Origin of the sequence: Leucobacter sp. Psy1, assembly GCF_020096995.1 — a bacterium.
Classification (GTDB): domain Bacteria; phylum Actinomycetota; class Actinomycetes; order Actinomycetales; family Microbacteriaceae; genus Leucobacter.
In genome coordinates this window covers 1,259,554-1,273,516 of sequence record NZ_CP083692.1, presented here as the reverse complement: position 1 = coordinate 1,273,516, position 13,963 = coordinate 1,259,554, and the positions used below count along the sequence as shown (strand labels likewise).

Annotated in this window: 11 protein-coding genes; 6 read left to right on the top strand and 5 right to left on the bottom strand. The window is 67.2% G+C overall.

Features of this window, described 5'->3' with window-relative positions; genetic code table 11:
* Positions 1 to 2: 2 nt before the first annotated feature.
* The gene (locus K8P10_RS06015) at positions 3 to 734 is read right to left on the bottom strand and encodes a uracil-DNA glycosylase (RefSeq protein ID WP_370631979.1); all 732 of its coding nucleotides are present in this window, start codon (positions 732 to 734) and stop codon (positions 3 to 5) included.
* Positions 735 to 880: 146 nt separating this feature from the next.
* On the opposite strand from K8P10_RS06015, the gene K8P10_RS06010 reads away from it, so the two are divergent.
* The 5 genes from K8P10_RS06010 to K8P10_RS05990 all read left to right on the top strand — a co-directional run bounded on the left by K8P10_RS06010 (position 881) and on the right by K8P10_RS05990 (position 6,312).
* Positions 881 to 2,251 carry an FAD-binding oxidoreductase gene (locus K8P10_RS06010; protein ID WP_224780895.1) on the top strand — a complete coding sequence of 457 codons (1,371 nt, stop codon included), beginning with the start codon at positions 881 to 883 and terminating at the stop codon, positions 2,249 to 2,251.
* 134 nt (positions 2,252 to 2,385) lie between these two features.
* Complete coding sequence (locus K8P10_RS06005) at positions 2,386 to 3,714, top strand: bifunctional o-acetylhomoserine/o-acetylserine sulfhydrylase (RefSeq protein ID WP_224780894.1); 1,329 nt, start codon at positions 2,386 to 2,388, stop codon at positions 3,712 to 3,714.
* Between the two features lie 75 nt (positions 3,715 to 3,789).
* Entirely contained in the window at positions 3,790 to 4,995 is a 1,206-nt protein-coding gene (locus K8P10_RS06000; RefSeq protein ID WP_224780893.1) for a homoserine O-acetyltransferase, read from the top strand.
* A 49-nt stretch (positions 4,996 to 5,044) separates the two neighbouring features.
* Complete coding sequence (aroQ, locus tag K8P10_RS05995) at positions 5,045 to 5,488, top strand: type II 3-dehydroquinate dehydratase (RefSeq protein WP_224780892.1); 444 nt, start codon at positions 5,045 to 5,047, stop codon at positions 5,486 to 5,488.
* Between the two features lie 185 nt (positions 5,489 to 5,673).
* On the top strand, positions 5,674 to 6,312 hold the full coding sequence (locus K8P10_RS05990) for a hypothetical protein (RefSeq protein WP_224780891.1): 639 nt from the start codon (positions 5,674 to 5,676) through the stop codon (positions 6,310 to 6,312).
* Positions 6,313 to 6,350: 38 nt separating this feature from the next.
* On the opposite strand, the gene K8P10_RS05985 is transcribed toward K8P10_RS05990, so the two are convergent.
* The gene (locus K8P10_RS05985; protein ID WP_224780890.1) at positions 6,351 to 7,397 is read right to left on the bottom strand and encodes a hemolysin family protein; all 1,047 of its coding nucleotides are present in this window, start codon (positions 7,395 to 7,397) and stop codon (positions 6,351 to 6,353) included.
* A complete protein-coding gene (locus K8P10_RS05980) occupies positions 7,394 to 8,725 on the bottom strand; it encodes a hemolysin family protein (RefSeq protein WP_224780889.1) in 1,332 nt (443 codons plus the stop codon). The genes K8P10_RS05985 and K8P10_RS05980 overlap by 4 nt, the downstream gene beginning before the upstream one ends.
* 224 nt (positions 8,726 to 8,949) lie before the next feature.
* Here K8P10_RS05980 and K8P10_RS05975 point away from each other — a divergent pair, with 224 nt between their 5' ends.
* Positions 8,950 to 12,705, top strand: coding sequence for a multifunctional oxoglutarate decarboxylase/oxoglutarate dehydrogenase thiamine pyrophosphate-binding subunit/dihydrolipoyllysine-residue succinyltransferase subunit (locus K8P10_RS05975; protein ID WP_224780888.1), 3,756 nt, complete (start codon positions 8,950 to 8,952; stop codon positions 12,703 to 12,705).
* A 71-nt stretch (positions 12,706 to 12,776) separates the two neighbouring features.
* Here the strand turns inward: K8P10_RS05975 and K8P10_RS05970 are convergent, their stop codons facing one another.
* Together K8P10_RS05970 and K8P10_RS05965 are read right to left on the bottom strand one after the other, a co-directional pair.
* Complete coding sequence (locus K8P10_RS05970; protein WP_224780887.1) at positions 12,777 to 13,388, bottom strand: CE1759 family FMN reductase; 612 nt, start codon at positions 13,386 to 13,388, stop codon at positions 12,777 to 12,779.
* Positions 13,385 to 13,858: a MarR family winged helix-turn-helix transcriptional regulator gene (locus K8P10_RS05965; protein ID WP_224780886.1), complete on the bottom strand. Its 474-nt coding sequence runs from the start codon at positions 13,856 to 13,858 to the stop codon at positions 13,385 to 13,387. The genes K8P10_RS05970 and K8P10_RS05965 overlap by 4 nt, the downstream gene beginning before the upstream one ends.
* Positions 13,859 to 13,963 lie beyond the last annotated feature (105 nt).

The following is a 13,963-nucleotide window of genomic DNA, read 5'->3' as shown; positions in this document are numbered from 1 at the left end:
CATCAGGCTCCGGGCAGCCTCCAGTCCACTGGCGCCGCCCCGAGATCCCGGAGCGCATCGTTCGCACGACTGAACGGGCGCGATCCGAAGAACCCTCGGGACGCGGAGAGCGGCGACGGATGGGCACTCTCGATGACGGGCGTGCTGCCGAGCAGAGGTTTCAGCGAACGGGCGTCGTTGCCCCAGAGGATCGCGACCAGCGGTCCCCCTCGTTCGACGAGGGTGCGGATGGCGTGCGCCGTGAACGCTTCCCACCCCTTGCCCCGGTGCGACGCCGGAGTGCCTGCCCGCACCGTGAGCACGCGGTTCAGCAGCATCACACCGCTGTCCGACCATCCGGTGAGATCGCCGTGCGCAGCGGGAGCGATCCCGAGATCCGATTCCAGCTCCCGGTACATGTTCTGCAGACTGCGCGGGATCGGACGGACGTCTGGTGCGGTCGCGAATGAGAGGCCGATCGGATGTCCAGGAGTCGGGTACGGATCCTGACCGACGATCAGTACGCGCACATCTGCGAGCGGTCGCTGGAAGGCGGCGAGGATCCGCTCCCCCGCGGGCAGGACCTGGTGCCCCGCGTCCCGTTCTGCGCGCAGAAAGCGCCCGAGCTCGGCGAGATCCTCGCCGACGGGCACGAGCGCCTCGGCCCAGTCCGCGGCGATATACCCCTCACGGGCGAGTTCGAGAGGGCCGAGACCCGCCCTGGCCCCTGATGTCCGTCCGTCATCCACCCTCATGCTCCTCTGGTTCGCTCCGGTCGGTTGAAACTCGTTCGCGCGTGTGATCGACCCGATCCGAGTGTACTCAAGGCTGCGCTTTCACCCTCGGCGCGAGAGAATGGACCGGGTGCCAAGCGCACCGTTCACCGCGCAGAAGGGGATGTATGCTCAACGGTCACGTGTCGCACTGGTGGGAGCAGGTCGGAACGCCGGAACAGCGCCCCGAGCTCCCCGGCAGCCTCTCCGCAGACGTCGCGATCGTCGGCGCCGGCTACACGGGCCTGTGGACCGCTTACGCCCTGAAACAGCAGCGCCCAGACCTCAGCATCGTGATCATCGAGCAGCGGCACGCCGGTTACGGGGCGTCCGGACGCAACGGCGGGTGGCTCACGAACGCCATCACCGGCGGCCGCGACCAATACGTGGAGCGTCACGGCCGCGATGCCGCCGAGCGCTTCCAGCGCGCGATGAACGAGACCGTCGACGAGGTCATCAGGGTCGCCGGTGCTGAACAGATCGACGCGGACATTCAGCAGGGCGGTGAGTTCACCGTCGCTTACACCCCTGCTCAGGAGCAGCGGCTGCGCAGATTCGCCGCCTCCGAACAGCGCTGGAGGTCGACCGACCTCGAGCTGCTCGAGTCCGATGCCGCGCGGGCAAAGATCAACGTTTCCGCCACCCGAGCCGCAACCTGGCACCCGCACGCCGCCAGAATTCAGCCGGCGAAGCTCGCATCGGGCCTCGCACGCGTCGTCGAGGGCCTCGGCGTCCAGATCTACGAGCGCACCCGCGCCGTCGAGATCGCTCCACACCGCGTGCGCACTACGCACGGAACCGTGTCCGCGGAGTACGTGGTTCGGGCGACCGAGGGATTCACCGCGAATCTCACAGGTCTCAAGCGGCTCTGGCTTCCGATGAACTCCTCGATCATCGCCACCGAGCCGCTCCCGCAGTCGGTCTGGGATGAGCTGCACTGGAAGCATGGCGAAGTGCTCGGCGACATGGCCCACGTCTACATGTACGCGCAGCGCACGGCAGACGACCGGATCGCCATCGGCGGCCGGGGGGTGCCGTACCGGTACGGGTCGCGCACCGACACCGACGGCCGCACCCCCGAGGTCACGGTGGAGACGCTCCGCGGCATCCTGCAGCGCTTCTTCCCCGTGACGCGCGGAACGCTGATCGACCACGTCTGGTCGGGCGTCCTCGGCGTCCCCCGCGACTGGTCGGCGACGGTCGGCCTCGATCGCGAGACCGGCATCGCCTGGGGCGGCGGATACGTCGGCACCGGGGTCACCTCCACCAACCTCGCTGGCCGTACCATCGCAGATCTCATCCTGGGCAACGAGAGCGACCTCGTGACGCTCCCCTGGGTGAACCACCGCGTCAGAAAGTGGGAACCGGAGCCGCTCAGGTGGCTTGCCACGCGGGGGCTGTACGCCGCCTACGGGGTCGCCGACCGCTCGGAATCCCACGGCCGCGGCTCCACATCCCCGATCGCCTCCGTCGCCGATGTCATCACCGGCCGGCACTGAAGGATCCAGGCGTCTCAGGTTACGTTGAGAGTCTGCGACGATTGTCGTTGGGACTGCAGCGCCGTACGCTCAGATCTTGCGGCCCGATGACGCGCCGCCCACACACCATCACCGTCCACGCGAGGGAGCACTCCATGACCGAAAACCAGACCTGGAAGTTCGAGACCCAGCAGATCCATGCGGGTCAGGTTCCGGATCCGGCGACCGGGGCGCGAGCCCTCCCGATCCACCAGACGACGTCGTTCGTGTTCGAGAGCACCGAGCAGGCGGCGAACCGCTTCGCGCTCACCGAGGGCGGCAACATCTACACCCGCATCACGAACCCGACCCAGGCAGTCGCGGAGGAGCGCATCGCCGCACTCGAGGGCGGCACCGCCGCGCTGCTGCTCGCGAGCGGTCAGGCGGCCGCGACCTACGCGATCCTGAACATCGCCGGCACCGGCGACCACATCGTCTCCTCCGCCTCGATCTACGGGGGCACCTACAACCTCTTCAAGTACACCCTCGCGAAGCTCGGCATCGAGGTGACGTTCGTCGCGGACCAGGACGACCTGAGCGAGTGGCAGCGCGCCGTGCGCCCCAACACCAAGGCGTTCTTCGCCGAGAGCATCGCCAACCCGCGCGTCAACATCCTCGACATCACCGGCGTCTCCGAGGTCGCTCACGAGAACGGCGTCCCGCTCATCATCGACAACACCGTCGCGAGCCCCTACCTGATCCGTCCCATCGAGTTCGGCGCGGACATCGTGCTTCACTCGGCGACGAAGTTCCTCGGCGGGCACGGCACCACTCTCGGGGGCGTCATCGTCGACGGAGGGCGCTTCCCCTGGTCCCAGCACGCCGACCGCTTCCCCGGCCTCACGGAGCCCGACCCCTCGTACAACGGCGTCAGCTACACGGGTGTGCTCGGCGACGGGGTCGCATACGTGATGAAGGCGCGTGTGCAGCTGCTCCGCGACATCGGCGCCTCCGTCGCACCGAACAGCGCCTGGCTGCTGCTCCAGGGCATCGAAACGCTCTCCCTCCGGATGGAGCGCCACGTGCAAAACGCACAGGAGGTCGCCGAGTGGCTCGACGCGCACGACGACGTCGCCACCGTCTACTACGCCGGGCTGCCGTCGAGCCCCTGGTACGCTGCGGCGAACCGCTACGCCCCGAAGGGCGTCGGCGCCGTGCTCTCGTTCGAACTGAAGGGCGGCGTCGACGCAGGCAAGGCGCTCGTCGAGGGCGTCGAGCTGTTCAGCCACGTGGCGAACATCGGTGACGTGCGGTCGTTGATCATCCACCCTGCCTCGACCACCCACTCGCAGCTCACGCCTGAACAGCAGCTCGTCTCCGGTGTCACGCCGGGTCTCGTGCGCCTGTCGGTGGGCATCGAGAACATCTCCGACATCACCGCGGATCTCGAGCGCGGTTTCGCGGCGGCCCGCGAGGTCGTCGCCCGCGCACGGGCCGAAGCGTAACCGTTCCACCGATGGCGATGCCGCCCGGGGCGTGATCCCCTCGGGCGGCATCGCTTCGCCGCAGAAGAGAGAGCAATGGACTGGCAGACCCCCGAGGACTCGTTCCCGACGGACTTCATCACCGACGCGCAGCTGAGGGCGATCATCGGACGTCCGCCGGTATCGGGCGGGTGGAGCGAGGGCGACCCCGTCGGGAATCGGCGGTTCGTGTCACTCGGCGACCTCACGACGGAGTCCGGCGGCGAACTCTCCGGAGTGAGAATCGCCTACGAGCAGTTCGGCGAGCTCTCCCCCTCGCGGGACAACGCGATCCTCGTCTTCCACGCGCTCACGGGCGACAGTCACCTCGTCGGGCCCGCAGGACCGGGGCACCCCACCGACGGGTGGTGGTCGGAGATCGTCGGCCCCGGGAAGTACCTCGATACCGACACGTACGCGGTCTTCGCGCCCAACGTGCTCGGCGGATGCCAGGGCTCCACCGGTCCAGGCACGCTCGGTCCAGGCAATCGGGAGTGGGGCAGCCGATTCCCCTACCTCACCATTCGGGATCAGGTCGCCGCCACGGCACGCTTCGCCGACCTCATCGGCGTCGACCGCTTCGCCGCGGTCATCGGCGGATCGATGGGGGGCATGCACGCGCTCGAATGGGCGCTCACCCACCCCGATCGTGTCGACCGACTCGCCGTCATCGCGGCTCCCCCGGTCACCACGGCGGACCAAATCGGTCTCAACCTCGTCCAACTGGAAGCGATCCGCTCGGACCCATACTTCCGCGGCGGAAACTACTACGACGCACCAGGAGGTGTCGGCCCGCACCACGGGCTCGCGACCGCGCGCAGGCTCGCACTCCTCAACTACCGCAGCAACACCGAGCTCGACGACCGCTTCGGCCGCACCTGGCAGTCGGCGGTGAGCCCCCTCGGTTCAGGGGGTCGCTTCGCCGTGGAGTCCTACCTCGACTTCCACGGCAACAAGTTCACCCGCCGCTTCGATGCCGGAAGCTACGTAACGCTCGTGCAGGCGATGAACTCGCACGACGTGGGGCGCGGACGCGGGGGCGTCGCCGAGGCGCTGAGCCAGCTCACCCTGCCCACCCTTGTCCTCGGCATTCCGAGCGACCGGCTCTTCACCGTCGAGGGCCAGGATCTCATCGCCCAGCACGCGCCGGGGAGCCTCGACGGCGACCGCGCCACGCGCATCGACTCGCCATTCGGGCACGATTCCTTCCTCATCGAGTCCGATCTGGTCGGCGCACAGTTGAGTCGGCTGCTCGCGCTCTGACGCGTGCTGCGCACCGGGCACCTCTGGGCCCAGCGGTAGGATCAAGGACATGACGCTCCCCCTCTACGTGCTCAACGGACCGAACCTCAACCTCCTGGGAGTCCGCGAACCCGAGACGTACGGAACGACCACGCTTCCCGACATCGAGGCTCTGTGCCAGGAGCGAGCCCAGGCACTCGGCTATGAGATCGTCTTCCGTCAGAGCAACCACGAGGGCGAGCTCGTCGACTGGATTCAGGAGGCTCGAGACCACGGATCCGGCATTCTGATCAATCCGGCGGGTTACACCACGACTTCGATCGCGATCCTCGACGCGCTCATCGCCTCCGAGCTGCCCGTCATCGAAGTTCACCTGACGAACATCCACCGACGGGAGGAGTTCCGGCACCACTCCTTCGTCTCGAAAGCGGCCAACGCCGTCGTCGCCGGTGCGGGGCCGCAGGGGTACGTCTTCGCGGTCGAGCACCTCGCTTCACTTGCCGGGAAGCCGTAGATCACGGAGATACTCCGGGTCGGCACCCGCGCATCCAGTCCGCGTCCAGCGCGCACCGGATCGACTCCCATGCATTTTTCATCCTGCTCCCACCTTCGACGCATAGGCTCAACCCTGTAACGCGTCGCAGAGCTCCTGCGGCGTCTTCCAGGTTCAGAGACCGGCGACGCGAGGAGGGATTCGGAGTGACGCAGTGGAGGCTGCCCCGCACAAGCCGGCGCAACGCCGTCATCGGGGCCGCCGTGATCTTCCCGCTCGGTTGCACGCTCGGTCTCACCGCGTGCTCATCGCCCTCGCAGGACATCACCGGCACCGAGCTTCGCGCCGCTTCGGGCTCCGACATGGTCGAGATGCCCGCGCAGCAGGTGTACGGCGTCGAGAATGTCGACGTCAGCGCTCCGGGTCTCGACGCCGCTGCTGAGGAGCAGCTCGAAGAGGTCGATTACGACGGCGCGATGACGCTGAGCGACGGGGTCATCACGGACGCCCAGTTCTCGGTCACGCTCGAAAATCATCCGACCGTGACGTTCACGCTCACGGAGCCGCTCGTGCTCCGACGCGAAGGCGGCGACGGTGTCCCGGTGAACGCGGTCGGCACGCTCACCGTCGGCACCTATGAGCGGCACGGCACCTCGGTGACGCTGACGCCGAGCTTCGAGGAGGCCGACCGAGCAGAGTTGGATGTCGAGATCGGGTCGCTGAACACCGTCTTCCTGCCGTCAGAGGCGAACGGGTACAGCACGGAGAACGGTGATGACCCGGCCACGGGCGATTCCGCTGGACTCGACGCCATCACCGCCCGCATCAGTCTGGTTGTCGATTAGGCACGACGCCCGACGATTCGGGGCGGCGCACCTGCCGATCAGGCGAAGCGCTGACGACGGGTGGCGTCATGGACTTCGCCGACGAGCTCCTCGATGACGTCCTCTAAGAACACGACGCCGAGCTCGGCATCTGCCGCGTCGAAGACGCGCGCGAGGTGGATGCCCCGTGCCTGCATGCCGGAGAGGACGTCTTCGATCTCGGTGTCCGCTCGTACGGCGAGCATCTCGCGGATGCGCTTCGGCGGGATCGCCTGGTGCACCCGGTCCTCACCGAGACGGAGCAGATCCTTGATGTGCACGTAGCCGTCGAGCGCCCCGGCTTCGTCTCGGATCGGGTAGCGCGAGAACCCGTGGCGCGCGACCGCGGCCTCGACGTCGGCCGGTGTCGCTCCAGGATCGAGCGTCACGAGATCGACGGTCGGAACCAGCAGGTCGCTCGCACGCTTCGCGGTGAACTCGAACGCGGCGCTCAACGCTCCGCTCCGGTCTTCGAGCACACCCTCACGAGTGGAGTGGTTCACGATGCTCGCGACCTCCTCCAGCGTGAAGGTGCTGTTCGTCTCGGACACCGGTTCCACACGGAAGAGACGCAGCACACCGTTCGCGATGGCATTGAGCGCGGCGATCAGGTGGCGGAAGATCCGCGAGACCATGACCAGCGGAGGCGCGAGCAGCAGCACCGCCTGGTCGGGCAGCGAGAACGCCGCGTTCTTCGGCACCATCTCCCCGAAGACCACGTGCAGGTACGAGACGCCGACCAGGGTGAGGACGAACGCCGTGATGGAGACAGCCTCGGGCGGGAGACCGGTCCATGAGAGCGGCCCCTCGAGGAGGTGGTGGATCGCCGGCTCGGACACGTTCAGGATCAGCAGGGAGCACACGGTGATGCCGAGCTGGCTCGTCGCCAGCATGAGCGTTGCGTGCTCCATCGCGTAGAGCGCGGTACGCGCGCGCTTCGACCCCGCCTCGGCGCGCGGCTCGATCTGGGATCGCCTCGCCGAGATGACCGCGAACTCAGCACCCACGAAGAAGGCGTTGAAGACCAACAGGATCACCAACCACAGGATTCCGGCCCAGTCGCTCATGCCCGATCCTCCTCGTCCAATGCCGCCTCCGGCACGGGAGCCCCCGTGTACCGGAGACGCGCGATCCGTCGTCCTTCCATACGCTCGACGCGCAGCGTGCCCTCATCCGGCGCGGAAACCTCGTCACCTACGACCGGCATGCGGCCGAGCTGGCTGAGCACATAGCCCGCCACGGTGTCGTAGTCGTCGTCCTCGGGAATGTGGATGCCCGTCTGTTCGAGCACCTCATCGGGCCGCAAGTCGCCGGGGAACGTCATGCTCTCGGCGGTGCCGACAACACCTGCACTGGCGCGGTCGTGCTCGTCCGCAACCTCGCCGACGAGTTCCTCCACCAGATCTTCCAGTGTGACGATCCCCTCGGTCCCGCCATACTCGTCGACCACGATCGCAAGTTGGAAGCTTTGCGATCTGAGCTCTTCGAGCAACTGGTCCAGGCGCATGGTCTCGGGGACTCGCACCGCTTCCTCGACGAGTGCCGCGACCGGCACCTCGCTCCGCTTCGCTCGCGGCACCGAGATCGCCTGCTTCACGTGCACTACCCCGATGATGTCATCGCGATCCTCGTCGATCACGGGGAAGCGGGAGTATCCGGTACGCCCGGAGAGCTCGAGGACGGCCTGTGCCGACTCCAGCTTCTGGAGGCTCTCGACCCGGAGGCGAGGAGTCATGACATCGGCGGCGGACCGCTCGGAGAACTTGAGCGTTCGATCGAGCAGGGTTGCCGTGTCGGCCTCGAGGAATCCGGCGCTCGCCGAGTGCCGGACGAGCGAGGAGAGCTCCTCTGCCGTGCGCGCACCCGACAGCTCCTCCTGCGGCTCGATTCCGAGCGCCCGGAGCAGGCCGTTCGCGCTGCCGTTGAGCGTGACGACGGCAGGCTTGAAGGTCGTCGTGAAGGCGGCCTGAGCCGGCATCACGATGCGCGCCGTGCCGAGAGGTTTCGCGAGTGCGAAGTTCTTCGGCACCAGCTCACCGACGATCATCGAGAACACGGTCGCCAGCGCGACCGCGATGGGCGCGCTGATGGTGCGCCGCAAGTCCTCCGGCACGCCGATCGCGCCGAGCGGACCGTCGAGGAAGCCGCTGATCGCGGGCTCCAGCGTGTAGCCGGCAAGCAGGGTGGTGAGGGTGATGCCGAGCTGTGCGCTCGAGAGGTGGGTCGACGTGTGCTTGAGACCGCGGACCACGACCCCGAGGCCGCGAGTGCCCCGTGCCTGCTGGCGCTCCACCTCTTGGCGATCCAGGGCGACGAGAGAGAATTCGGCTGCGACGAAAATACCGGTGCCCGCCGTCAGCAGGATACCGATCAGAAGAAGGAGCCAGTCGCTCACCGGCGCCTCCGCTCAGGAGTCCGCGCTCTCGCGCGGCCGGTACTCGGAGGGTCTGTATCTGCCGTGCGTCGAGAGGCTGGGTCCATGATGAGCGTTACTGTAGCAAAAACTTCTCCGAGACGGGAGCCCGACGGTCACGCACCGCCCCGCAAAACGGCGTAGGCTAGTGAACAGGCGCGTCGAAGCGCGCGGGAATGCGGAAGTCACGGTGAAAGGAAGTCGGTTTGGCTGAGCGGACGAGCACCCCCGTTACGGGGGGCTCCGCAGAAGATTTCGGTGCGAATGTGTGGCTTGTGGAGGAGCTCTACAAGCAGTTCGTACAAGACAAGAACTCAGTCGATCGGTCGTGGTGGCCCGTGCTGGAGCAGTACGGCGGAGAGCAGCAGGCCTCCGCCGGCGACTCGCCGACGAGTTCGTCCGATTCGGCTGCGCAGGGGTCTTCCACCTCCAGCGGTGCCCCGACCCAGGCCTCCCCCACCAGTTCGGGTGCCGCATCGGGGCCGTCGACCGCTCCGGTGTCGACGACCACGCAGCCGGCGCGGACGACGAACGCCGCTCCGCGGCAGGCCCCGATCCCGGCCGACGCCCCTCGCACCACGCCGAACACCGACGTCGTCGAAGCGCAGCAGGACGACGTCAAGGCGCTGAAGGGCATGGCGCGCACGCTCTCCAAGAACATGGATCAGAGCCTGACCGTGCCGACCGCGACGAGCGTCCGCACGATTCCGGCGAAGCTCCTCATCGATAACCGCATCGTCATCAACAACCACCTGCGCCGCTCGCGCGGCGGAAAGGTGTCGTTCACGCACCTCATCGGCTGGGCCCTCATCCAGTCGCTCAAGGACTTCCCCAGCCAGAACGTGGCATACGCCGAAGTGGACGGTAAGCCCTCCATCGTCGTGCCGGCCCACGTGGGTCTCGGCATCGCGATCGACGTGCCCAAGCCCGATGGCACGCGCTCGCTGCTCGTCCCCTCCATCAAGCGTGCCGAAACCCTCGACTTCAACGAGTTCCTGGTCGCCTACGAAGATCTGGTGAAGCGCGCGCGCGACAATAAGCTCGGCGCCGCCGACTTCCAGGGCACCACGATCTCCCTCACCAACCCCGGCGGAATCGGCACAGTGCACTCTGTCCCCCGCCTCATGAACGGCCAGGGGTCGATCATCGGCGCGGGCGCACTCGAGTACCCCGCGGAGTTCCAGGGTGCCTCGCAGGAGGTGCTCACGCGCCTGGCCGTCTCGAAGACGATCACGCTGACGAGCACCTACGATCACCGCGTGATTCAGGGCGCAGGCTCGGGCGAATTCCTGAAACTCGTCCACGAGCGTCTCATCGGCAAGCACGGGTTCTACGAAGAGATCTTTGCAGCGCTCCGCATCCCGTACAAGCCTGTGCAGTGGGCGTCGGACATCCACGTCGACATCTCGGGCGCCGTTGATAAGACCGCCCGCGTGCAGGAGCTCATCAACTCGTATCGGGTCCGCGGCCATCTCATGGCGGACGTCGATCCGCTCGAGTATCAGCAGCGCACCCACCCCGATCTCGAGATCGAATCGCACGGGCTCACCTTCTGGGACCTCGATCGCGAGTTCGTCACGGGAGGTATCGGCGGACAGCGCACCATGAAACTGCGCGACATCCTCGGCGTGCTCCGCGACACGTACTGCCGCAAGATCGGCATCGAGTACATGCACATCCAGGATCCCGACCAGCGCCACTGGCTCAGGGAGAAGCTCGAGGTTCCCTACGCGAAGCCGAGCCACGACCAGCAGATGCGGATTCTCGAGAAGCTCAACGAGGCCGAGGCATTCGAGACCTTCCTGCAGACGAAGTACGTCGGTCAGAAGCGCTTCAGCCTCGAGGGCGGCGAATCCGTGATTCCGCTGCTCGATGCGATGCTCGTCGACGCCGCGGACGACGGGGTCGACAGCGTCGACATCGGCATGGCGCACCGCGGCCGTCTCAACGTGCTGTCCAACATCGCCGGGAAGACCTACGGCCAGATCTTCCGCGAGTTCGAGGGCGCCCAGACCTCTAAGTCGGGCTCGGGCGACGTCAAGTACCACCTCGGCACGTCCGGCACCTTCACGGCACCGAACGGCACCCAGGTGCCGATCCACCTCGCCGCCAACCCCTCGCACCTCGAGACGGTCGACGGCGTGCTCGAGGGCATCGTGCGCGCGAAGCAGGATCTGAAGCCGATCGGGTCGTTCACCACGCTCCCGATCCTGATCCACGGCGACGCCGCGATGGCCGGTCAGGGCGTCGTGTACGAGACGATGCAGATGTCGCAGCTCCGCGGTTACCGCACCGGCGGCACGCTGCACATCGTCATCAACAACCAGGTCGGTTTCACGACGCTCCCGCTCGACTCTCGCTCCTCGATCTACTCGACCGATGTGGGCAAGGTCGTGCAGGCACCGATCTTCCACGTGAACGGCGACGACCCCGAGTCCGTCGTCCGCGTCGCGCAGCTCGCCTACGAGTTCCGTCAGCGGTTCCACAAGGACGTCATCATCGACCTCGTCTGCTACCGCCGCCGCGGTCACAACGAGGGCGACGACGCGTCGATGACGCAGCCGCTCATGTTCGACCTCATCGAGGCGAAGCGCTCGACCCGACGCCTCTACACGAGCGCGCTCGTGGGTCGCGGCGACATCACCGAGGAAGAGTACGAAAAGGCGAAGCAGGACTTCCAGTCCCGCCTCGAGGAGGCCTTCCAGGAGACGCACGCGGCGCAGACCGGTGCGATCCCGGTCATCGACCAGAACGGGATCACGACGCGAGTCGATGCCCAGAGCGCCCCGGTCGAGAAGATCGAGACCGCCGTCGACGTGAGCGTGCTCGAGCGCATCGGTGACGCGCACCAGAACCAGCCGGACGGCTTCACGGTGCACCGGAAGCTGCAGCAGCTGCTCGACAAGCGCGTGCAGATGAGCCGTGAGGGCAACATCGACTGGGGCTTCGGCGAGCTTCTCGCACTCGGATCGCTGCTGATGGAGGGCACTGCCGTGCGCGTCGCCGGTCAGGATGCCAGACGCGGCACCTTCGCGCAGCGCCACGCCGTGTTCCACGACCGGGCGAACGGCCAGGAGTGGCTGCCCCTGCTCAACCTCTCGGACGATCAGGCGCGGTTCTGGATCTACGACTCCCTCCTGTCCGAGTACGCCGCGGTCGCCTTCGAGTACGGGTACTCGCTGCAACGCGAGGACGCCCTCGTGGTGTGGGAGGCGCAGTTCGGCGACTTCGTCAACGGAGCGCAGTCGGTCGTTGACGAGTTCATCTCGTCCGCCGAGCAGAAGTGGGGCCAGCAGTCCTCCGTCGTGATGCTCATGCCGCACGGGTACGAGGGCCAGGGGCCCGACCACTCGTCGGCCCGCATCGAACGCTTCCTGTCGATGTGCGCCGAGGACAACATGATCGTCACGCGTCCCTCGACGCCGGCGAACTACTTCCACCTGCTCCGCCGCCAGGCCTACGCGCGGCCCCGTAAGCCGCTGCTCGTCTTCACCCCGAAGTCGATGCTCCGCCTGCGCGGTGCGACCTCGTCGGTCGAGGACTTCACCGAGGGCACCTTCCGCCCCGTGATCGACGATCCGATGATCGAGGATCGCAGCCAGGTCACTCGCGTGGTCCTGACGTCGGGCAAGGTCTACTACGACATGCGCACGGCGCTCGAGAAGAATCCGGACCCGCGCGTCGCACTGGTCCGGGTCGAGCAGTTCTACCCGATCCCCGGGATCGAGCTCGGCCGCGTACTCGCGCAGTACTCCGGAGCCGAGCTGGTGTGGGTCCAGGATGAGCCCGAGAACCAGGGTGCCTGGCCGTTCATCTCGCTCGAGCTGTCGAAGCAGCTCGCGAACGATCGGATCCGCGTCGTGTCGCGCGCCGCGTCCGCCGCACCGTCGACCGGTTCGGCGAAGGTGCACGCCGTGGAGCAGGAGGCGCTCGTCGCCGCCGCGCTCCGCTTCGAGGACTAGGTCACACTGAGGGGCCCCGGTTCACCCGTTCGGGTGGGCCGGGGCCCCTCAGCGTATGCGGTCGGCGACGCTCAGAGCCCGTCGAAGCGCTGCTCGAGCCCGAGCCGCATGGCGTCCGCGAGTTCACGTCCGAGTCGCGCGGTCCGTGTTTCCAGGCTCTCGATCTCGGCGGTTCCGGCGAGCTCGTCACCCCAGTCCGTGGTGGCGGCGAACACGCCCGTGGGCATGGGGAACGTCCGGAGGTACGTCATGAGGGGACGGAGGGCGTACTCGATCACCAGTGAGTGGCGCGCACTCCCCCCGGTCGCCCCGAGTGCCATCGGAATTCCCTGGAGCGCTTGGGGTTGCACGAGGTCGAAGAACGACTTGAAGAGTCCGGAGACCGAGCCGTTGAACACCGGCGTCACCGCCACGATGCCGTCGGCTGTCTCGAGCCGTTCGAGCGCGTCGGTCAGGGCCGCGTCCGACGCGCCGTCGACGAGACGATGCGCAATCGCCACGGCGAGTTCCCGGAGTTCGATCACGGTGACCTCCGCGCCGCAGCCGTGCGCGGCGAGTGCTCGTTCGACGTGGCCGGTGATGCGATCCGCCAGGCGCCGAGATGTCGAGGGAGTGCCGAGTCCGCCGCTCACGACGACCACGCGCGCACGGGTCGTGTCCGGCGCACCGGTGGCGTCGGTCACGCCGCGTCCCCCTGCCGGCCCTCGGCATCGCGGGTTTCGGCGCAGGTGAGTTTCTGGGTGAGCGAGCGCAACTGCACCAGTTCATCGTCGCTCAGTCTGCTGGTCAACGCCTGTGCGACGTCCTTGGCGTGGGCGGCTCCGATCCTCCGCTGCAGTGCACTCCCCTCAGCAGTCAGGGAGAGGAGTGCCCCGCGCCCGTCCCTCGGGTCGGGGCACCGATCGATGAGATCGTCCGTGACGAGACGGTCGATGACCCGGCTGAGCGAGGGCTGCGACATCATCAGCCGGTTCATGAGATCTCGCTGGCGCACTCCCGACCCCCCGGCAAGAGACATCTGATAGAGCACGTCGTACTCGCGCGGATTCCGGTCCGCCCAGACCGGTGCCTGCTGAAAGCGTCGGAACAGCGTACTCTGGGCACGGAACATCGCTTCCCAGGCGTCCACCGCGAGTCGCTCGTTGGCGCTCATGATGCGACCGCCGCTGAGGCGAGCAACCACGGGGTGTGCGGCGGGATTCCTCCGATTCCCACCTGGATGTGTGACACCATAGCGTTCCTCCCGCAGCGATTCTCT